The organism is Treponema sp. C6A8 (genome assembly GCF_000619925.1).
GTDB lineage: Bacteria > Spirochaetota > Spirochaetia > Treponematales > Treponemataceae > Treponema_D.
Genome location: NZ_JHVB01000001.1, coordinates 229,562 through 249,520, shown reverse-complemented (window position 1 = coordinate 249,520; position 19,959 = coordinate 229,562). Strand labels below are relative to the sequence as shown.

Here is a 19,959-nt window from a genome sequence, read left to right as displayed (position 1 = left end):
CGGGCCAGCAGACCCGGCAATTTTTTATGAAAAAAGATAAGGTTAGAGGCGAACTGCCTGATACAATTTACTACACAGACGAACTCAACGAAGAATTTTCACCGATGAAGATTGAAGCCCGTAAAATTGATGAAAATTATGATTACGGAAAATCGACATTTGGATGGAAGCTGATTCGTTTTTTTCTCTATAGAATTGTTGCCCTTCCCATTGCGGCTGTATTTCTAAAGCTTAAATACCGCCATAAAATCGTAAACCGCCGCGCCCTTACAAAAAACAATAAGGGAAGTGGCTATTTTGTTTTTGCAAACCACACAAACCCGGTCTGCGACGCCCTTATCCCCACTTTTGTAAGCTTTCCCCGCGGTGTTTTTGTAATAGTTCACCCCAATAACGTCAGCATTCCGGGACTTGGAAACATCACCCATTATCTGGGAGCCCTTCCCCTGCCGGACACTCTGGGCGCTACAAAAAACTTTATGAACATCATTAAGACCAGAATCAGCGAGCACAAGGCAGTTATGATTTACCCTGAAGCTCACATTTGGCCTTTCTACACAAAAATCAGGCCTTTTTCTGATTTGTCATTCAGATATCCTGTTCAGCATAAGGTTCCTTCCTTCTGCTTTACAAACACCTATCAGAAAAGACGCTTTTCAAAGCAGCCCCGAATTGTAACCTATGTGGACGGCCCCTTTTACCCTGATGAAAGCCTCCCATCAAAAGAACAGAAAACAGAGCTCCGTGACCGCATTTACAGGACAATGTGCGAGCGGGCAAAAAACAGTAATTACGAAATCATTAAATATATAAGGAAAGAAAATGATTAATATTTTATTCTGCGGCAACGATAAAGTTTTTGACGGCGCGCTTACAACCATGCTTTCTATTTTGAAGCGCACAGACACAAAAGAGCCGTTTACCTTTTACATTTACACAATGGACGTAAGCCACATCAAACCTGAATATAAGGCTTTTACAGACCAGCAGATTAAATTTCTGGACGACGTTGTAAAAGGCTATAATCCTGAAAATACCGTAATCAAAATTGATGTTCGGGACCTTTACGACAAGGAATTTGCAAACAGTCCTAACGAACAGTGCTACTGCTCTCCTTATACCCTGCTCCGCCTTTTTGCCGACCTGGTTCCTAATATGCCGGACAAGCTTTTGTACCTGGACATTGACCTTTTATTCAACCGCGATGTCCGCCTCTTGTGGGATCAGGATGTCAGCAAGGTTGAATATGCGGCCAGCCGCGACCACTACGGAAAAATCATCCTCTTCTTTAGAAGAAAGTTTATCAATGCGGGAGTAATTCTTTTTAATCTTGCAGAATGTAAAAAGACAGGACTTTTGGAAAAGAGCCGTAACTTTATCAAAAATAAAAAGCTTTTGTTCGCTGACGAAAGCGCCATCATTTTGAGCACTACAAAGCAGAAGGTTTTGAGCCAGCGCTTTAATGACCAGAAGTTCCTCTATAAGGATACTGTTATCCGTCATTTTTCAAAGCGCCTTTTCTGGCTGCCATACCCTCACGTTGCCAACATCAAGCAGTGGAAGATTACAAAAGTTCATAAGATTTTCGGCTATGAAAATTTTGATGATATTTTGTACGACTACGTTTATTTGAAAGGCAAGTTTGAAGCTGAAAATCAGCAGTAAATTAATACACTACATAAATCTCTCTGGCCTTTAATTTAGCAGAAAGCATTCCCTTTTTGACCTTAAATTGAAGGCCGTGAGCCTTGTCAGCGTAAAGTCCGTCCGGCAAAGATGAAGGAGCCTTTATTTTAACTTCATCTCCTGTATTAATAATTACAACTCCCTTTTTACCGCGTTCAATACACAAAATCTTAGTTCCGCCGTCTTCATCAGCATTAAAAAGATTTTCTTCTTCACCACGCATTGCAGTCCTGAAATTATTCAGGGCAACAACTTCAGGATTTTTAAATTCATCATTTCCTGCATCGCCGATTTTTGAAGCGCCGGGGAACTGTACCCCTTCCGCGCCCTTAGGCCTGCTAAAAAATAGCGGAGTGCCTTCTTTTCGCGCCGTAATGACAGCCCAGCCTGCGCGAAGCTGGAAGTTTGTAAGCTTTGCGCTTTCACCCTCGTTCGCGTAGGTGTCGTGAGATTCAACCCAGGTTACAAGATTATTTCCGCCGGCATCATTGCGCCAGTTTTTAAGATACTTTGCAGATACAGAATCACTTTTTACCTGACTGCGGAGAGTTTTTCCATAGTGACTTGCAGTAACCGCAAGGTATTTGGCATAGTCTTTTTCACGTGTATTTTCAGCCTGCAAAACCTCGCCGTACAAAAATAAGTCAGCCGCCTTATGAAGCTTAAGACCGTTTACAGCCTCCGCTCCCGTAAAAACAGGCCAGAAATTATTTTTTGTGGCAGCCGGATCAAGAGGGTCATCAGGCAGGGCAATATGCTTGGCAGTATCAAAACGGAAGCCGTCAGCACCGCAATCAACAGCATCATTCATAAAGTTCATAAAATATGCCTGAAACAAGGGATTTTCTGTATTTACATCTGGAAGCCCGCCCATTGAATGGCTTGTAGACTGAAGTCGGTTTACATAGCTTTTTACGGACTGACTGCTGTTTGCATGATAAAGCTTTTCAATTCCGCCGCAGGCTTTTATAAAATCAGGACTGACTGCTTCTTTTTTAGGTGTAGTATGATTTGGAACAACGTCAACAATCACGCCGATTCCAAGACTTTCAGCCTTTTTACACATGCGCTCAAAATCTTCACGGCTTCCAAGCTGATAGTTTCCGATTTTCCAGTCAACCGGCTGATAGTGAAAATACCATTTTCCGCCCCCGTTGCGGCCAAAAAGTTCAAGCCCGCCCTTTTCCCCGACAAGGCAGGTATTAATCGGGGAAGTTTGAATTGCGGTAAAACCGGCAGATGCAATTTCGGGGAGTTTTTCTTCTATAGTTTTGAAGGACCAGCACCAGCAGTGTAAGATGGCGCCGTCTTTAATTTTTGATTTTGGGACAGCAAAAAGAAGGCTGAAGTTTAAAACCAGTAAGGCAAGCAATACTTTTTTCATAGTAAAATCCTTTTATACAAATTATTTATGTATTTCTAAATCTTTAGCCCGCGGCCCGAAGGCTTTCTGACGCTCGCGAACTGCCTGAATATATGGATTATTCTTTTCTAAAGCATCTATTAAATCCCAGTGCCAGTCAAGAGGCGGCTCGTGCGGCGGGAAAAGAGCCGGCGGGTCCGGCTTACGGCGGCTGTTGGCATCTTTTACAATCTTCATTAAATCATCAAAAGTCTTTTTATCTGCGATGCGGACAAGATAAGGCTCTTTATCAAGAATTAAAAAAGGAGATTCGGCGGCATTCCCGCCCATATATTTTACTCCCCGCTTTTCAAAGCTGATTGCCCCCTGAGGATTTCTGATTTTTTTGCTGCGACCGCTGACGCAGGAATAATTCTGATTTTGTGAAATTACGTGCTTTGGCACCATAAAGGAAACGTCACCAAGGGTAAAGTTTACCTTTTCGCTTTCAAAATCCATGTCAGATTTCCAGTAGCGGATGTCAAAGTAGGAATTGCCTTCAGCAGTCAGATAAAATACTCCGATATTTTCGCTTAAAGGCTGCTCATTCATAGTAATTCCGCGGGAAAGAGAATGCCCTATGAACATATTCTTATCATTTTCATCCTGAAGGTAAAAATCAAGGAAGATTTTGTCATCTGCAATCAGAAGGGGCACAAGATTTTTCTGCCGGCGGGAAAGCGCAGTTTCCATTTCAAAAGAGACAAAACGTCCTTCCTCTTTTTTTAGATTTTTTATATCGATATAAATCTGCTGAGCATCTTTTGTAGTACCGCTATTACGGGTGCGTGGTGCTTTTTCTTCATACTCTTCAGGTTCCACTGCCCTGTCATAATACCAGCCGTAATATTCTTTAAGAAAAATTACTGCCTGCAAATTGCCGGCGTCGCCAGCTTCTTCAAAAAAAACAATGCGGTCTTTTCCTTCCCAGATGCCGTAAAGTTCGTCAGGAATTTGGGTTACTTCACTTTGAGCCTGAAATTCCTCCGGACGGAAGCTTTCCTGAGCAAAAAGAAAAGCCCCTAAAATCAAAAAAAATGCAAAAAAAGACCGTTTCATAAGGTTATTATCGGAAAAATTATAAGGGCAGATTAATTTATAACTATTCCTAATTTTGGCCGTAATCACATGAATCGTCGGCATAAGCCCCTTATGCAGAAACTGAAAATGACTGTGAAAAACTTCTCCCCTGGAATATTAAAATTACTCCATATAAGATTCGTGGAGAATGGATTTAAATTGTGGTATAATTATGTAAACGTAAATTCAATTTGCGGATTCGAAATAAAATAGAATATTCCCGGGCGAATATAAAGTTTTAGGATAAAGAAATGATAAATTTAAAAAACACAGTGAAAAATGATTATTTACAGCAGGTTTTGTTATTGCTTGCGGCCGGCGCATTTTTTCTTACAGCTATCTTTTCACTTGATAAAAAGAATTTTTCAACTTTTGAACTGCTTATTCCGGTTTTTGTAGGCCTTTTTATCCTGGTTTTGTTTACATTGCGATTTTTTAATATCAATAAAATCTGTAAGGAAAAGAACGAGGTTTTATGCGAGATTTTTAATCTTACTGATTATGGTAAAACAATAAACGTAACTTTGCATTTTGAAAAAGACGGAACATATTATGCAAAACCTTTTGCGATAAATAAAACGCCGCAAAGTAAAAATATTTCCAACTATTCTGTTGTTAAAGGCTTTTATTCAGAAAAAAACAGACGCAAAGTTTACATAAAAAATTTATACACCAAATCCACAGAAAAAACTGACTTATTCTCAGATGATCCGGGATTTTCACCTTATTATTTCAACACATTAAGAATCGAGAAATTTTCCGGTAAAGAATATTATTTACACAGCGATAATTTTAAATACACATATTTGGAAGCGGCTCAAAATTGTAAGGAAGCTCTGCTGCTTATTTCGCCAAACACCTATATCAAAAAACTGGATGATAACAAGCTTTTGCTTTGGAATGTGAGTGAAGACCTTCATTTTGTTATAATTGATGTTTCAAAACTGACAAAAACTTTTACAAAAGATGAAATAGAAACTTTTTATAGCGAAGAATATGACAATCCGGAAGAAATGTTTTATGCAAAGCAGGAAGGCAGCGATTTTTATAAGGAAATTGTGATTCCTCACAGCAAAAGCGGAAGTTATTATTTGCCGGAAATAAAAGAGCTTGGCTTGGCGGAAGATTTATTATTTTTATCTTACTTTGTTCCGGAAGAAGAGCAGTACAATGAAAATGATTATTACTGCGCGGTTTATACTTTTGATGCTAACATAAATATCATGAATGTCGTTCCTTTGACATGGTTTAATACAAGTTCAATTGATTTTACAAAAGTTTATCCCACAAGAATTACAAAAGATTCTGCGGGAAAAATTTATTTATCAGGTTTTGGAATAACGCCTCTGGAATTGGCTTCCGCGTTTTGCCCAAAAAGAAGTTTTTAGAATATAGTAATTGAAAATTTGTCGTAAGCGTCAATTGACGATTACGGCCTTAATGCAAAGCTCTGCTCAATAAAAGTTCAAAAGGAGATTTTGTTTAACGCAGCATGATGGATATATGGCTTTTTCATAATCGAAATTGTGAACTAAATTTGACACAATCCCATTTCCTTCCTGAGCGGAAACTGCGGTCGCTTTGCGACTAGCGTTTCCGAACAGGTCTAATATTAGGAAATAGCTAACTTACCCAAGACGAGAAAAGCTCTTTCCATGCTTGAAAATTTTTTAGAAAAATCAGAATAATAGAGATTATAAACAAAACAAATGTAATTATTCCTAAAATAATTGTCCTAATTATATTTCCCTTGCCAAACTTCTTTGTTTTGATTTTGGAAATGATTGCAATTACTGTTTGTATTATAAAAGCAGTATTGAATAGTACACAAAGTATAATTAATGGAAAATACATAATTAAGCTTTCCAACAGGGCAGCAGCAATAGTACCAATACATAAAAATATAGTATATATAACTGCTACAAGTAAAAGAAAAAGTATAACCATAAGATTTCCTTGTTTTAATTTTTTATTCACCCTTGGTGACGCAGCTTGAATGCGACATCCGATTTGAAGCGCATGTTCTGCTGTTTTATTCATATTTATTTCTATAAATAGTTGCATCTTTAAACCGTAAAAACGGTTCTGCCAACGGCAGAATTGTCACAAAAGTTTTTGTCGGCTTTGTGATTTTATTTCATCACGTCGGCTTGTTTCTGGTGCTCTGCTTTTATTGGCTCCCAGTATCTTTTATATGAATCATAACGCTTTTGAATATATGGGTTATCAGAATTCTCCAATGGTGAGATGCCAGATTTTGTCAATTTTTCATAATTATCTTTGAAATAAGATTCATCTGCGCAAAAAAGCATTTCTCTGTCATACAGATAATAAATTTCCTTTGAGTAAATCAATTCTGGATTCAAATGCACATCCCAATCTATTCGTAATCCAAATGTAACATTTCTATCTGAAAGATTTAATGGCGTATCTGTCTCAAAGAATCCATAATCATACTTTTTAATATGATACTTTTCTGTCCAACTGGAATCGTCCCGCGATAATACGAGATTGTCATTTTCATCTAAAGTCCAGGTTCCTTTTCCATACTTAGGCGAAGATTCTATAAACCAATCACAACTTCCATTTTTATAAAACTTTACAAAATTTGGATAGTTTGCCCAATAATAATTGTATTGAGTCAGATATTCTTTTTTTTCGTTGAGAGTATGCAATGCCAGTCCTTTTCCTGGCCAATTCTTAGAAAGATAGCCTCCGAACACCCAGCCGTATTCAGGTACATTTCTATTTTTCCAATAAATATTTGGTATTAAAATTTCAACCCACGGATTTGTTATATTATCTATAGTTTCTTCTTTTCCAACTGCAACTACTTGTAATCGCATTTTATGAGATAATCCACATATTCTGTTCGATTTGAGCGAAGGATAATCCCTAACTTTCAATCCATCTTCAGAATCGACATACACTGTGTCGATGACTTTCCCATTTTCATAAAAGCGGCTTTTGTCTGCAAACAGTGAAGCAATCAAAACTGTAAAAGAAAATAATATACAAATTATTTTTTTCAACTTTTTTCTCCTAAGCACACCACTGGTGCGTCCACATAACAACTGGTTGTACCGCAGCGGGCTCGACCCGCTGTCGGCTACGAACCTTTTATACGATTTATTCTTTTCCCGAACGATTTACAACTTTCGTTTTCTCAATTGTATATGATTCTTTATCAAAAATAAAATATTCACTTGTATCATCACACGAAATACTTATTTCATATTTTTTACCATCAATAATTCGAACTCCAAAAGCTTCGCTATATGACGCTGAAATATTTAGGTTTACTATAAAATTATTAATTTTTATTTCTGGAAAATTATTATTTTTATAGATAAGAAAAATATCCTGTCCAATCATTACTTTTAAATTTTTATCATAAAAGTTGTCGATGAATTCTCCAAATGAACGATGTTCTTCAAAGTCTAATGTGTTGGAATCAATTGAAAATGTTGGATTACGTTTACATACTGCTTTACAAATATAATTTATACAAAGATCTGAATATTTACTTCCTTTATAGTTTTCAATAAAAGATATTTTTATTGTTTCACTTTCTTCTTTTGGAGAAAAAATATTAATTGTTTGAGGCTCGTAAGTATCTTTTAATTCAATTTTTTTATTCTTTTTCGAGTTTAAATATTCGATTAATAAAATTTTTGGACGAGCATTTTTTTCAAATAAATCAGGTCTTTCTTTTGATACATAACCTGATGAAATAATTATATCTTTTGTATCACAGTTTTTTATTATTACAAATGCATTGTTTGCTGTTTTTGGTACCCATGGAAGTTCATCATTTGAAGAAAGTTTATTTTGAGAATATTCAGTTTTTCCTTCAATTAAAAAACTACTTACTTCAAAATCTGATTCATTAAAATCAAGGAAAAAATTATTTTCCGCTGCGAAAATAAAAGTTGAGATTAAAAAGAAAGCGAATATTGTAAAAACCTTTTTTTTCATTTTATTTCTCCAAAAGCGCCCCAGTACGGACGTCCACATAACATATATTACACAGATCCGTGTAAACCATTTTATTGTAACAATTTCGCTAATTCTTTTTAAGGGTTATTACCTTGTCTAATCAAAATCCTTGAATTTCATTGGCTCATAGGCACAGAAAAAATCTATTCCTTAAACGTGATGAAAACTTTCACCAAGACGGAGGAACTTTTTCACCAATGCTGGTGACACCTTTCACCAAGACGGAGGAAACTTTTCACCAATACTGGTGAAAAACTTCCTCAAGGCGGATAAAGACTATCTGAACTTATTGCGCAGTTTTATTACAGAATCTACGTTAAATTTACAAAGAGTGTTCTGCCAGTAAGTAGAAGCAGTACCTTTGGAGTTAAAGCCAAAATCGTACAGGAACTCTTTCTGTGTTTTGCCAGACATCATATAATGGAAAGCACATTTTTGATTTAAAGGAAGTTTTTCATAAACGGAAGTAAAATCACAATAGATTCTTCTTGATTCATCAAAAGTGTTTTTTGAACGGTAAGCTTTATTTTCTTCATAAGCTTTTTTGCAAAAAGAAAATTCTTCTTCGTTCTCCAAATCAATAAGTATATACTTTACCTTGTATTTTAAAATCAAATCCAGATTTTCCTGTGGAATATTGAAAAATGACAAACCTAAGAGGAATTCTCTGTAATGATTTTGTAGATTTCTCAGATTGAAGTCCAGTTCCCAGAACGGTAATGCACAGTTCAGACAAATATAGTCATAAATCTGATTTTTAGAAATTTCAGACACATCTTCAATATAGCTGATTTTACATTCACCAAAAATGTAGCGTATATTATGAGGAAGAAATACGGCCTGTGGAATCTAAGAAGAACACAGCCTGGATTCCGCCGTAATCTTTTGGTTCCTGGGTGAAATAATTTTTGTAAAGACTGTCAGCAGTAACGCGTATGTTCTTTTTGAAAAATCTCTGATTTTAATTTATTTTAAAGCTTTGCAAAAAGTTTTAGCATCCGTTATAATAAATGCATGAGAACGCTTAGAACCGATGCTGAAATTGAAGCGCTTTGCAAAGCCCTGCTTTCACCGACCCGTTTACAGATGCTCAGGCTTATTGCCAACAATCGCAATATTAATCTGAATGAGCTGGCAGAGGCCTGCAATATTACAAACGGCGCTGTAACTCATCATATGAAAATCCTTGAAGAATCAAATCTTGTTGAACAGGTTTATTCGCCGGGAATCCGCGGTTCTCAGAAAAACTGCACTTTAAAAGATTACCAGTTTGTCATTGATATTCTTTCTACCAATGACAAAACTAAGATGTATGAAACTGAAATTCCTGTGGGTAACTTTACTCAGTACAAGGTTTATCCTACCTGCGGAATTGCAAGCATAAATAAAGTAATCGGTGAGATTGATTCTCCCCGCTATTTTGATGATCCTAGTGCAAGGGAAGCCGGAATCCTCTGGTTTACAAAGGGCTTTATCGAATACCGAATTCCAAACTATCTTGAACAGAATCAGCTTTTGAAGGAGCTGCAGTTTTCTTTTGAAATCGGTTCAGAAGCGCCTGGCATTTGTGAAAACTGGCCCAGCGACATTTATTTTTCTGTAAATGACAAGAATATCGGTTACTGGACAAGTCCCGGCGATTTTGGTGAAAAACGCGGCCTTTTTACTCCTGACTGGTGGGATAAGCACTGGAATTCTTACGGCCTTTTAAAGCTTCTTGTTATCAACGAAAACGGAACTTTTATTGACGGCGGAAAGATTTCTGATGTCACAATAAATGACCTGCAGATTAGCGCAGACCAGACAATCACTTTAAGAATAAGCGTGCCAGAAACTGCCGCAAACATTGGTGGCTGTACGATTTTTGGAAAAGGATTTGGCAACTACAATCAGGATATAAAAGTCAGGGCTCTTTTTTCAGAAAGAGACTAAAAAAAACTGAACTGAAAGGAGGATTTTTCAGTTCAGTTTTTTTTCTTTAACAGTGTCTTTCTCTTAGTACTTAAAGCGAAGTACATTCCAGGAAAGCTTATCAATATTGATATTGAAAGTTCCCTTGTCACCTTTTACGACCTCAATGTTGCGAGGTGCAACATTGTCAGGATTTTCAAAAGTGTTGATTGCGTGCAAATCACTTCCGGAAAGAACGATATGTTCAATCATTGTCATATCAGGGAAGTCGTGCAGCTCAAGCTTAAGCTCGTGATTCTCTTTTTTATCGATATTGAGACAGAATACTGTAAGCTCCTTCTTTTCTTCCTGATGAACGACAGCTGTAGCAAGAACAGGAGTATCACCGTAACAGGTTTCGATTGTAGGAGCCTTACTCAAAGTCTTTAATACAGTGCCGCGTCCAAAGGTAGAAAGGTGCTTGAAAGGCCAGAAAATTGTCTGTCTGATTACAGCACCGCCTTTCATTGTGAAAATCGGTGCGATAACGTTTACAAGCTGGGCAAGACAGGCGATTTTTACGCGGTCAGAGTTGTTCAAAAGTGTAATTCCAAGTCCACCAAAAACAAGGGCGTCCAGAAGCGAATATCTGTCTTCCAGAAGAGCAGGAACTTCTTCCCATCCGTGAGGCTGCTGTTTCTGCTGGTACCATACGTTCCATTCATCAAAAGAAAGGTTGATAGTCTTCTTGCTGCGTTTCAAGGCCTTAACATAGTCAGCTGTGGCTGTAACGCTGTGAATGAAAGAATCCATTTCGACGAATGAAGCAAGGAAATTATCATCGTTACCAAGATTTTCGTAATAACGGTGAAGTGAAAGATAATCAATGTGCTCGTAAGTATGCTCAAGAACAATTCTGTCCCATTCAGGGAAAGTCGGGAGCAGGGAGGTGGCACTTCCGCAGGCAACGAGCTCCAGAGAATCATCAACCCATTTCATGATTTTTGCAGTTTCGCGGGCCTTTTTTCCATAATCAACTGCATCAAGGTGACAAATCTGCCATGGACCGTCCATTTCGTTTCCAATACACCAGGTTTTGATGCCGTAAGGCTCTGCGTGACCGTTTTTCTTTCTTAAATCACTCCAGGCTGTTCCGCCCGGGAAGTTACAGTATTCAACAAGTTCCCCGGCCTCTTTTGGAGTGCCCGTTCCCATGTTTACGGCGCCCATAATTCCTGTACCGGCCTTTTTTGTCCAGTCATAAAATTCATCGATACCGAACTGGTTAGACTCAATTGTCTTCCATGCCAGATCCAGACGTTTAGGACGCAGCTCTTTTGGCCCGATTCCGTCAGTCCATTTATAGCCGGAAAGAAAGTTTCCGCCCGGATAGCGAACCAGTGAAACTCCCAGCTCCTGTACAAGCTTGATGACATCTTTTCGGAAGCCCTGTTCATCAGCTTCTTTGTGTCCAGGCTCATAAATTCCTGTATATACGGCGCGGCCAAGATGTTCAATAAAAGAACTGAACAATCTGTCGTCTACATCCGCAAGCTTGAAATTCTTTTCAATAAAAAGCGAAATACTGCTCATAATTTACCCCTTTATACTTCCAACAGTTAAACCAGTAATAAAAGCCTTCTGATTAACAAGGAAAAGAATAATAATCGGAATTACAGAAAAAACTGCACCCGCAAGAAGAACATCATAGTTGTTTCCATAAGGTGTCAGAAGCGCATTTAATCCAATCGGCAGAGTCATGTTTTCGTTGGAACGAAGGGCAATCAAAGGCCACACAAATCCGTTCCAGCTGTTCATAGCCTGCAAAATCATGATGGCTGCGTATGCCGGAAGCATAACAGGGCTCATAATCCTGAAGAAAATGCTTATTTCGTTACAGCCGTCAATGCGGGCTGAATCAATCAGCTCCAGAGGCAGCCCCAGACAATACTGACGGAAATAAAAAACTGCAAACGATGATACAACAAAAGGAAGGATAACGCCAGCCTTTGTGTTGATTAATCTGATTTTTACGACAAGCTTGAACAAAGGAAGAATAAGAACTTCTGTCGGAATCATCATTACTGCAAGCACAATAAGGAAGATGATATTGCGTCCCCTGAAGTTGTAAACGCCAAGTCCGTAACCAACCATAGCGCAGAAGAGAAGCGAAAGCGCCGTCTGCAAAGCTGTCAAAACAATGCTGTTCTTAAACCAGAGGAAGAACATTCCGTGATTGTAGCCGAAGAGAGCCTTAAAGTTATGAAGGCTCATAGTCTTTGGATTAAAATCAAGGGTAAGTCCGTTCTGTACCATCTGAGCGCCTGGTCTCAAAGAAGAAAGCAGCATGAAGATAAAAGGCATGATGCAGAAAAGAAGAATAATCAGAAGTATAAGATATTTTACTAAGCCTTTGTAAATTGCAAATTTTTCTTTCATAACACTTACTCTCCTTTTTTGAATGTGCCTGTAAGCCAGAGCTGCACGACATTTACAATCATAATTACGGCAAACAAAGCTACACCGATTGCAGAACCCATACCAAGTCTTGCATAGTTGAAGCCTTCAAGGTAAATGTATGAAACCATAGTCAAACCGATGTCTCCAGGGGAAGCTGCCGAACCGAACATTGTGTAGGTTTCACCGAACATTGCAAAACCGCCATAAACACTGATTGTGACTACATAAATAGTTACGTTTCTCAAATTAGGAACCGTAACGTACCAGAATTTCTGCCATGAATTAACACCGTCAATATCGGCAGCCTCATACTGTTCCTGAGGAATTGAATTCAAGCCCGAAAGAAAATAAATCATGTTTACACCAATCCATTTCCAGGTACAGAAAAGGACAAGAACAAACATGGTCGTTGCCCGCTGGAAGAGCCATTTTTGAGGACGAGCCCCCAGCTTTAGCAAGACAGAATTGACAAAAGCAGTTTCCTGCTCGCTGAAAACGTATCGGAAGAACAAACCGGCAACAACAACCGAAGTTAATGCCGGAAGAAAATATGCAGATCTGAAGAAATTTTTAAATTTAGTTGTCTTTGAATTAACAAGAACCGCCAGAAACATAGGAAGCGGAATCAAAACGATAATTGTCAGAATCGTATAAATAGTAGAGTTCTGAAGGGCATGAAAAAACTGCTCATTATTCAGATTTTTATAGTTTTTTAAGCCTATAAAGGTAACGTCATCAAAACCTGCTACATCCTGAAAACTCATAATAAAGGTATTGATGAGAGGATAGAGGGTAAAAACCAAAAAAGAAATTAAAAAAGGAGATACAAATATCCAGGGCGCTGTTTTTTGATTAATAAGAATTTGTGAAAGGGATTTTTTGCTTTTTGTTTCCATATAAAATCCTTAAAGACCTGCCTGACAAGCCCTGAAACAGGACTTATCAGACAGTTTTGAATATTTTTAATTGTCAGATTATTTGCTGTTCAAAATCTTGTTTGCTTCAACAAGAGCTTCTCTTGGAGTAGCAGATTTTTCACCCAAAACCTTAAACATAACGTTCTTCTGAACAAGGCTCTGAGCTTCTGGGAATTTGTCACCACCGTTTACACCAAGAATTTCATCCTTAATGTCAACGAGCATGTCAAATACACCGTCACCAAAGTAAGCAGTAAACTTGTTTGGAGCCTTCATAGCAGGATCAGACCAGGCATCCCAGCGGATTGGGTCAAAGCCGAGCAAAGTCCAGGTCTTGATAGAACCTTCTTTAGAAGCCTTAGCATAAACCATAAAGCGTGAAGCCAGATCAGTATGTTTACCCTGTGTAGGAATTGCAGTACCAGTTCCACCAAGACCTGCAGAACGAGCTCCGTCTGGAGTCCAGCGAGGCATTGGGCGAACGATGATTTTTCCGCTCAATTTTGGCATATAGTCAGTAAAGCGGTTCATGTACCAGAGTGGCATCCAGATACTTGCAGCGCCACCGTTGTTCATAAATGCCCAGTACTCTTCTGAGTGATGGAATCCTCCAGGCGCAATCTGAGCAATACCTTCATCTACAAGCTTTTTGATGTATTCAAGAGTTTTAATGTTGATTTCGCTGTCCAAAGCTCCGTTTCCATCTTTATCAAGGAAGTCGCCGCCCTGCTGAGCGATAAGAGGGTAGAATGACCAGTGCTCAGTAGATTCAACAGTTGTCATAGGCTTTCCAGTCTTCTGAACAACAATTTTACCTATGCGGTAGAAGTCATCCCAAGTCTTGATGTCATCAGCGCTTACACCAGCCTGATCAAGAATTTCCTTGTTATAGTAAATAACAGCAGCACCAACGTGATAGTCAACGCCGTAAATATTTCCGTTCTTTGTATAAGGATTGAAGCGGCCCTTAATAAGATGATCCATATCAAGCAGGTCATTCAATTTTACAAGAGGTGGATTTTTACCTTTAAGGAAGTTTGCAAATTTTCCGATTTCGATATCAGAAATATCAGGAGCGCCAGAGCCAGACTGAAGGGCAATCAAAAGCTTGTTATGCATTTCATCATAACCAAGAACTTCGCAGGAAAGTTCAATCTGTTCGTTAGGATTCTGCTGGTTCCATGTTTCAGCCGCATCCTTCATAAATTCAGCGTGAGCGTTCTGGAAAGTCCAGAAAGTTAGTTTTGTTTTTCCAGAGCCAGACTTTTTGCCCCCATTACATCCAGTCAGCCCGCAAAGAAGAGCCAGAGCCGCTACAGCACCGGCAATTTTTGACATTTTTACCATAATTTCACCTCTTAATTTTAATATTCATTAAACATTTTTATTGCATGCTTAACTAATTCAAAGTATAAGTCCGCAAATTTGATTTGTCAAATAAAAGTTTATTAGCTGGAGGGGGTGCAGAAAAAATTTTTAATAAATTAAAATCCCCCCTGCCCGATTTTCAATTATTCAATTTTCCTCTATAATAAAGCTATGGTCACATATTTGGCAAAACTTGGTGAGCTTACTTTGAAAGGCTCCAACCTTCACGAATTTGAGCATCTTTTGATGCGTAATACTAAAAAATGCCTTGCTGGAATTGATGCTAAGGTTATTCTTCATGCAGGACGAATGTATATTACCTGCGACGAAAAAGACAGCGAAAAGGCAGAATTCACACTTAATCACATTTTGGGAATTACCGGCTGGGCAAAGGCAGAAACCTGCGAAAAAACTATCGAAGATATCAAAAAGACTGTTTATATGATTGCCGAGCGCCTTGCTGAAAAGGGCTGCAAGACTTTTAAGATTCAGGCAAAACGCGCAGAAAAGAACTTTCCTATGAATTCTTATGAAATCTGCTGTGAAGCAGCAGGTGACGTAGAAAAACTTATGAAAGTTGACGTTCATAATCCTGACTGCGTAATTTATGTTGAAGTTCGCGAACAGGTTTATGTTTATTCTGATGAAAACGTGGGCTGCCGCGGACTTCCTGTCGGCTGCAGCGGAAAGGGACTTTTGCTTTTGAGCGGAGGTCTTGATTCTCCTGTTGCGGGTTACCGTATGCTGCGCCGCGGTATGAAAATCGAATGCGTTTACTATCATTCTTATCCTTACACTTCGGAAGAGGCTCAGAAAAAGGTAGAAGACCTTGCCCAGAAGCTTGCCTACTACGGAATCACAGTTTACCTCAACGTTATTCCCTTTACCGAAGTTCAGATGGAAATTAAAAAGAAGGCGCCGGAAGCCTGGTCTACCCTTATGCTCCGCGTCTGCATGATGAAGGTTGCAAATATTCTTGCGGCCCGCTGTAAGGCTCAGTGCATTATTACAGGCGAAAGTCTTGGTCAGGTTGCAAGCCAGACTATTGAAAACATGAACGTTACCGAGCATTTTGCAGAGTTCCCTCTTCTGCGCCCTCTCTGCGGTCTTGATAAAGAAGAAATTATTGATACAGCAAACTTTATCGACACTTACGAAACTTCAATTCTTCCTTACGAAGACTGCTGCGTGCTTTTTAGCCCTAAGCATCCTGTTTTGCGCGGCAGAATTGAAGATGCAGAAGAAATCTACAAAAATCTCGAAGTTGACGAGCTTATTCAAAAGTCATTCGACGACAGAAAAATCATTAAGTTTACCTTTAGCGGCGAGCCAGACGTAAGAACCGACAAGGAAGATCCAAACGAGGCTTAGTGACAGAATGAAGGCAAGTGAAAAAGAGCTGATTTTTAATCTTCTCAAAAATGCGAGTGCAGTTGCTAACGGTGGCTTTGTGCCGCCTAACTTTGCCAGCAATCCTCTTTTTGAAGATGATGGGGACAAGCCTGCGCAGGAAACGCCTGCTAAAATCGAAGCGACGGGCAGCGCACCAGTGCAGGAGTCACCTTCCGCCGTGGTCTTAGGCAGCCAGTCAGACGCCAGTGCCATCACAATCGAAAGTCTTGCTTCAAAAATTTTAAGATGTACCCACTGTCAGCTTGCCCGTACCCGCACGAATGTCGTTCCGGGCGAAGGTGTTACTCACCCGGATGTTCTTGTAATCGGCGAAGGTCCCGGCTACGACGAGGATATGCAGGGCCGTCCTTTTGTTGGAAAGGCCGGAATCCTGCTTGATAAAATGCTTGCCGCAATCAACCTTGACCGCAAGACAAACTGCTTTATTGCAAATATCGTAAAATGCCGTCCGCCTCAGAACCGCGATCCTTTCCCAGAAGAACAGGAAGCCTGTTTTTCTTTCCTTGAAGCGCAGATTAAAATCCTCAAACCAAAAATGATTTTGTGTATGGGACGCATAAGCGGACATAAAATGCTCAACACAGAAGAGCCGGTTGGAAAGCTCCGCGGAAACTTTTTTGAATACAACGGCATTCCTCTTATGATTACTTATCACCCGAGCGCTCTTCTTCGCAATCAGGATTTAAAGCGCCCTGCCTGGGAAGACCTTAAAAAGTTCCGGCAGAAATTAGACACTATCTTAGGCGGCAATCAGTAATAAAGATGCTCTACCTTCAGATAATCATAAACAGGCCTGTAAATCAGCCCTTTACTTACTCCTACACCCCGGACGAAAAGGAAAAGCCCGAATTAAAGCCGGAAGTTGGTAAACGAGCCGAAATCATGTTCGGAAATCAGAAACTTACAGGCTTTATTATGGAAATTACAGAGCAGATTCCGCCGACCTGTCCTGTTGAAGCCGGTAAAATCCGCCCGATTAAACGAATCTTAGACAAAGAGCCTCTCTTCGGGACTGAACTTTTTGAAATGGCAAAATGGCTTTCTCACTATTATCTGTGTACGCTTGGAGAGGCTGTTTTTTCTATGATTCCTTCCGGCAGACGAGAGACAAGTGCCGGCGGCTTTTCTTTTGAAAACGAACTTACAGTAGCTCAGAAAAATGTTCTATCTGATGAACAGAAGGCTGCGGTAGAAGAAATACTTTCTTCGCAAAATACAGCCCCCGGCCAGACAAAACTTTTTCACTATCTTTACGGGCCCACCGGCAGCGGCAAAACGGAAGTTTTTCTTACCCTTGCAGAACGCATCCTTTCACAGGGAAAAGGCATAATCTATCTTGTTCCTGAAATCAGCCTGACAGGCCAGGTTGCAGCTTCCATTGCAGAACGCTTTGGAAATACAGCGGCGATCATTCATTCAGGTCTTACACCAAGCCAGCGCCTTACTCAGTGGCACAGAATCATGCATAAAGAAGCAAGGGTAATCGTTGGAGCGCGCAGTGCCGTTTTTGCCCCTGTGCCGGATTTAGGCCTTATCATCATTGATGAAGAGCACGACGGTTCTTATAAATCGGGAAATAATCCCCGCTACCATGCCCGCCAGGTTGCAATGAAGAGGGCTCAGAATCTTAAAATCCCCCTTGTAATGGGAAGTGCCACCCCATCCGTAGAAGCCTGGTACGGCATGAAAACAGGAACTATAGTCCGCCATACACTCACTAAGCGACTTGCCGGCGGAACTATGCCTCATATTTCCTGCATCAACCTGAATCTTTACGGAACAGACGGCTGTATTTCAAAACCACTTGAAGATGAAATCAGAAAAACTCTAGACAACAAAAAGCAGACAATTCTCTTTTTAAATCGCCGAGGCTTTACTCACTTTTTCCGCTGTAATTCCTGCGGTTTTGAACTTGTCTGCAAAAACTGCTCGGTGCCCCTTACTTACCACAAGGCAACCCACCGACTTACCTGCCACTACTGCGGCTGGTCAATGACACCGCCTCAAAGCTGCCCTGAATGCGGCTCCCTTGATATTGGAAGTAACGGTTTTGGAACCGAGTTCATAGAAGCCGAAACCAGGGCTAAGTTCCCCAACGCAAGAGTCCTCCGCCTGGACACTGACGTTACCGGAAAAAAAGAAGAATTACTGGCAAGTCTTGAAGATTTCCGCCAGGGAAAATATGACATTCTTTTAGGAACCCAGATGGTTGCCAAAGGCCTGAATTTCCCCAACCTTCAGCTGGTAGGTGTAATCATGGCAGATGCAGGACTTCACATGCCTGACTTCCGCGCATCAGAACGAACTTTCTCCCTTATTACCCAGGTTGCAGGCCGCGCAGGACGCTACTTTCCGGACGGAAAAGTTTTAGTTCAGACCTATGACCCGAACCGCGAGCCTGTTTTATATGCCTGCACAGGAAATACAATAGACTTTTACGAAAAGGAACTTGCAAACCGCCAGCTTCTGGACTTCCCGCCATTCAGCCGCTTAGTAAGAATTGTATTCCGCTCTTTCAATAAGCGTCTTGCCTACGAAACTGCTGTTAATGCGGCTTCAATCATAAAAGAAAACACTCCTCGAGAAGCAGAAATCATAGGCCCTGCAGAATGCCCTATAGAAAAAATAAGTCAGAATTATAGATATCAGATTTTGCTGAAAGGTAAGTCAGTTATCCCTCTGCAGGCCGCAGCCCGCAAGCTGGCATTTGAATATACTCACAATCAGAATGTCTATATTGAATACGACGTTGATCCTGTGAGTTTATTGTAGTTTAGCCACAGATGGGACACAGATTTACACAGATAATTTTACGAATGTTTTTAGACACGGATTACAAGGATAGGCACGGATTATCACGGATGTATTTTATTAAAAATCTATCCACATCAAATCCGTGTCCCATCCGTGTTCATCTGTGTCAAAAAATTTCTTTCTTACACATGCCGCCTAATCCCGTCGAACTTTATTTCATACAAAAAGAGCCCCGTCGGCGGCGCTGTCACCCCGGCAGAAACGCGGTTCTTAGCCGCCAAAATCTTTTCCATACTATCAAGCGGCTTTTTATCTCGGTCTAAGTTTACAAGGGTTCCGGTAAGAGTTCTTACCATCTTCCACAAAAAGGCGTTTGCTTCAATTTCAAAAACTAAAAGTTCCCCGCCCCACATGTCTTTTTGCAAAAAGAATTTTGCGCCGTCAATATAGCGGCTTGTAGAAACAGAATCATCTCCGCTGGAAGCAAAACTTGCGCAGTCAATTTCGCCCTTAAGGCACTGACAGAAATGATTAAGACGCTCTAAATCCGGCTGATAATTTTTTACGTGCCAGACATAACGGCTGAGGTTTGCTGGAACTGCTTCTGCTGTCGAAATAAAATAATGGTAGACGCGGCTTGTTGCAGAAAAGCGGGCATTAAAATCTTCGGGCTTTTCAACGGCTTCCAGAATACGCACATCCTGGGGCAAAAAAGCATTGAGGGCGCGGACATAATTTCCTGCAGGAATAGATTCTATGGGAGAAAAAAAGTTTGCTGCCTGGGCGTAGGCGTGAACCCCGCTGTCAGTGCGTCCAGAACCGTAGAGAATTGTCGGTGCTTTATGGATTTTTTCCAGAGCCTTTTCTATTTCACCCTGAACGGTGCGCTCGGCTTCCTTACCGTGCTTATCCTGTCTCTGCCAGCCGCAGAAGTCGGTGCCGTCATAGGAGATTTTCAATAAAATATTACGCATTATTTTGTCCCAAAGG

18 protein-coding genes are annotated in these 19,959 nt (G+C 40.1%); 7 read left to right on the top strand and 11 right to left on the bottom strand.

Annotated elements, in window-relative coordinates; genetic code table 11:
* Window positions 1-26: 26 nt before the first annotated feature.
* Both T530_RS0101095 and T530_RS0101090 read left to right on the top strand, forming a co-directional pair.
* Window positions 27-830, top strand: a complete 804-nt coding sequence (locus T530_RS0101095) for a 1-acyl-sn-glycerol-3-phosphate acyltransferase (protein WP_027727416.1) — start codon at window positions 27-29, stop codon at window positions 828-830.
* A complete protein-coding gene (locus T530_RS0101090; RefSeq protein ID WP_027727415.1) occupies window positions 823-1,665 on the top strand; it encodes a glycosyltransferase in 843 nt (280 codons plus the stop codon). Before T530_RS0101095 ends, T530_RS0101090 begins: the two co-directional genes overlap by 8 nt.
* Window position 1,666: 1 nt before the next feature.
* Here T530_RS0101090 and T530_RS0101085 read toward each other — a convergent pair whose 3' ends face one another.
* Together T530_RS0101085 and T530_RS0101080 are read right to left on the bottom strand one after the other, a co-directional pair.
* Window positions 1,667-3,070 carry an alpha-amylase family glycosyl hydrolase gene (locus tag T530_RS0101085; RefSeq protein ID WP_027727414.1) on the bottom strand — a complete coding sequence of 468 codons (1,404 nt, stop codon included), beginning with the start codon at window positions 3,068-3,070 and terminating at the stop codon, window positions 1,667-1,669.
* Window positions 3,071-3,091: 21 nt separating this feature from the next.
* A complete protein-coding gene (locus T530_RS0101080; protein WP_027727413.1) occupies window positions 3,092-4,147 on the bottom strand; it encodes a hypothetical protein in 1,056 nt (351 codons plus the stop codon).
* Window positions 4,148-4,419: 272 nt separating this feature from the next.
* Here T530_RS0101080 and T530_RS0101075 point away from each other — a divergent pair, with 272 nt between their 5' ends.
* Window positions 4,420-5,556 carry a hypothetical protein gene (locus T530_RS0101075; protein WP_027727412.1) on the top strand — a complete coding sequence of 379 codons (1,137 nt, stop codon included), beginning with the start codon at window positions 4,420-4,422 and terminating at the stop codon, window positions 5,554-5,556.
* Window positions 5,557-5,791: 235 nt separating this feature from the next.
* On the opposite strand, the gene T530_RS0101070 is transcribed toward T530_RS0101075, so the two are convergent.
* The 4 genes from T530_RS0101070 to T530_RS0101055 all read right to left on the bottom strand — a co-directional run bounded on the left by T530_RS0101070 (window position 5,792) and on the right by T530_RS0101055 (window position 8,941).
* A complete protein-coding gene (locus T530_RS0101070) occupies window positions 5,792-6,208 on the bottom strand; it encodes a hypothetical protein (protein WP_156011482.1) in 417 nt (138 codons plus the stop codon).
* Window positions 6,209-6,300: 92 nt separating this feature from the next.
* Window positions 6,301-7,200: an SH3 domain-containing protein gene (locus T530_RS0101065; protein WP_027727410.1), complete on the bottom strand. Its 900-nt coding sequence runs from the start codon at window positions 7,198-7,200 to the stop codon at window positions 6,301-6,303.
* A gap of 97 nt (window positions 7,201-7,297) precedes the next feature.
* On the bottom strand, window positions 7,298-8,146 hold the full coding sequence (locus tag T530_RS0101060) for a hypothetical protein (RefSeq protein WP_027727409.1): 849 nt from the start codon (window positions 8,144-8,146) through the stop codon (window positions 7,298-7,300).
* A gap of 297 nt (window positions 8,147-8,443) precedes the next feature.
* Window positions 8,444-8,941: a hypothetical protein gene (locus T530_RS0101055; protein WP_156011478.1), complete on the bottom strand. Its 498-nt coding sequence runs from the start codon at window positions 8,939-8,941 to the stop codon at window positions 8,444-8,446.
* A 240-nt stretch (window positions 8,942-9,181) separates the two neighbouring features.
* On the opposite strand from T530_RS0101055, the gene T530_RS0101050 reads away from it, so the two are divergent.
* On the top strand, window positions 9,182-10,099 hold the full coding sequence (locus T530_RS0101050; protein ID WP_027727407.1) for a transcriptional regulator: 918 nt from the start codon (window positions 9,182-9,184) through the stop codon (window positions 10,097-10,099).
* A 63-nt stretch (window positions 10,100-10,162) separates the two neighbouring features.
* Here T530_RS0101050 and T530_RS0101045 read toward each other — a convergent pair whose 3' ends face one another.
* From T530_RS0101045 to T530_RS0101030, 4 genes are all read right to left on the bottom strand, one after another.
* Entirely contained in the window at window positions 10,163-11,650 is a 1,488-nt protein-coding gene (locus T530_RS0101045; RefSeq protein WP_027727406.1) for an alpha-N-arabinofuranosidase, read from the bottom strand.
* Between the two features lie 3 nt (window positions 11,651-11,653).
* Window positions 11,654-12,496, bottom strand: a complete 843-nt coding sequence (locus T530_RS0101040; protein WP_027727405.1) for a carbohydrate ABC transporter permease — start codon at window positions 12,494-12,496, stop codon at window positions 11,654-11,656.
* Window positions 12,497-12,501: 5 nt separating this feature from the next.
* The gene (locus T530_RS0101035; protein ID WP_252507343.1) at window positions 12,502-13,281 is read right to left on the bottom strand and encodes a carbohydrate ABC transporter permease; all 780 of its coding nucleotides are present in this window, start codon (window positions 13,279-13,281) and stop codon (window positions 12,502-12,504) included.
* A gap of 210 nt (window positions 13,282-13,491) precedes the next feature.
* Window positions 13,492-14,781, bottom strand: a complete 1,290-nt coding sequence (locus T530_RS0101030) for an ABC transporter substrate-binding protein (protein ID WP_027727403.1) — start codon at window positions 14,779-14,781, stop codon at window positions 13,492-13,494.
* Window positions 14,782-14,973: 192 nt separating this feature from the next.
* Between T530_RS0101030 and thiI the strand changes: the two genes are divergently transcribed.
* From thiI to priA, 3 genes are read left to right on the top strand one after another with little or no spacing between them, the layout of a single operon-like run.
* A complete protein-coding gene (thiI, locus tag T530_RS0101025; RefSeq protein ID WP_027727402.1) occupies window positions 14,974-16,173 on the top strand; it encodes a tRNA uracil 4-sulfurtransferase ThiI in 1,200 nt (399 codons plus the stop codon).
* Window positions 16,174-16,180: 7 nt separating this feature from the next.
* On the top strand, window positions 16,181-16,972 hold the full coding sequence (locus T530_RS0101020) for a uracil-DNA glycosylase family protein (RefSeq protein WP_027727401.1): 792 nt from the start codon (window positions 16,181-16,183) through the stop codon (window positions 16,970-16,972).
* 5 nt (window positions 16,973-16,977) lie between these two features.
* Complete coding sequence (gene priA, locus T530_RS0101015) at window positions 16,978-18,987, top strand: primosomal protein N' (protein WP_027727400.1); 2,010 nt, start codon at window positions 16,978-16,980, stop codon at window positions 18,985-18,987.
* A 164-nt stretch (window positions 18,988-19,151) separates the two neighbouring features.
* Here the strand turns inward: priA and truA are convergent, their stop codons facing one another.
* On the bottom strand, window positions 19,152-19,943 hold the full coding sequence (truA, locus tag T530_RS0101010; RefSeq protein WP_027727399.1) for a tRNA pseudouridine(38-40) synthase TruA: 792 nt from the start codon (window positions 19,941-19,943) through the stop codon (window positions 19,152-19,154).
* Window positions 19,944-19,959 lie beyond the last annotated feature (16 nt).

Excerpts from the sequence above, each read along its gene's own strand:
- T530_RS0101075 (WP_027727412.1), top strand. The coding sequence starts at position 4,420 with ATGATAAATTTAAAAAACACAGTGAAAAATGATTATTTACAGCAGGTT.
- T530_RS0101040 (WP_027727405.1), bottom strand. The coding sequence starts at position 12,496 with ATGAAAGAAAAATTTGCAATTTACAAAGGCTTAGTAAAATATCTTATA.
- T530_RS0101080 (WP_027727413.1), bottom strand. The coding sequence starts at position 4,147 with ATGAAACGGTCTTTTTTTGCATTTTTTTTGATTTTAGGGGCTTTTCTT.
- priA (WP_027727400.1), top strand. The coding sequence starts at position 16,978 with ATGCTCTACCTTCAGATAATCATAAACAGGCCTGTAAATCAGCCCTTT.
- truA (WP_027727399.1), bottom strand. The coding sequence starts at position 19,943 with ATGCGTAATATTTTATTGAAAATCTCCTATGACGGCACCGACTTCTGC.
- T530_RS0101050 (WP_027727407.1), top strand. The coding sequence starts at position 9,182 with ATGAGAACGCTTAGAACCGATGCTGAAATTGAAGCGCTTTGCAAAGCC.
- T530_RS0101035 (WP_252507343.1), bottom strand. The coding sequence starts at position 13,281 with ATGAGTTTTCAGGATGTAGCAGGTTTTGATGACGTTACCTTTATAGGC.
- T530_RS0101090 (WP_027727415.1), top strand. The coding sequence starts at position 823 with ATGATTAATATTTTATTCTGCGGCAACGATAAAGTTTTTGACGGCGCG.
- T530_RS0101020 (WP_027727401.1), top strand. The coding sequence starts at position 16,181 with ATGAAGGCAAGTGAAAAAGAGCTGATTTTTAATCTTCTCAAAAATGCG.
- T530_RS0101030 (WP_027727403.1), bottom strand. The coding sequence starts at position 14,781 with ATGGTAAAAATGTCAAAAATTGCCGGTGCTGTAGCGGCTCTGGCTCTT.
- T530_RS0101070 (WP_156011482.1), bottom strand. The coding sequence starts at position 6,208 with ATGAATAAAACAGCAGAACATGCGCTTCAAATCGGATGTCGCATTCAA.
- thiI (WP_027727402.1), top strand. The coding sequence starts at position 14,974 with ATGGTCACATATTTGGCAAAACTTGGTGAGCTTACTTTGAAAGGCTCC.
- T530_RS0101045 (WP_027727406.1), bottom strand. The coding sequence starts at position 11,650 with ATGAGCAGTATTTCGCTTTTTATTGAAAAGAATTTCAAGCTTGCGGAT.
- T530_RS0101085 (WP_027727414.1), bottom strand. The coding sequence starts at position 3,070 with ATGAAAAAAGTATTGCTTGCCTTACTGGTTTTAAACTTCAGCCTTCTT.
- T530_RS0101095 (WP_027727416.1), top strand. The coding sequence starts at position 27 with ATGAAAAAAGATAAGGTTAGAGGCGAACTGCCTGATACAATTTACTAC.
- T530_RS0101060 (WP_027727409.1), bottom strand. The coding sequence starts at position 8,146 with ATGAAAAAAAAGGTTTTTACAATATTCGCTTTCTTTTTAATCTCAACT.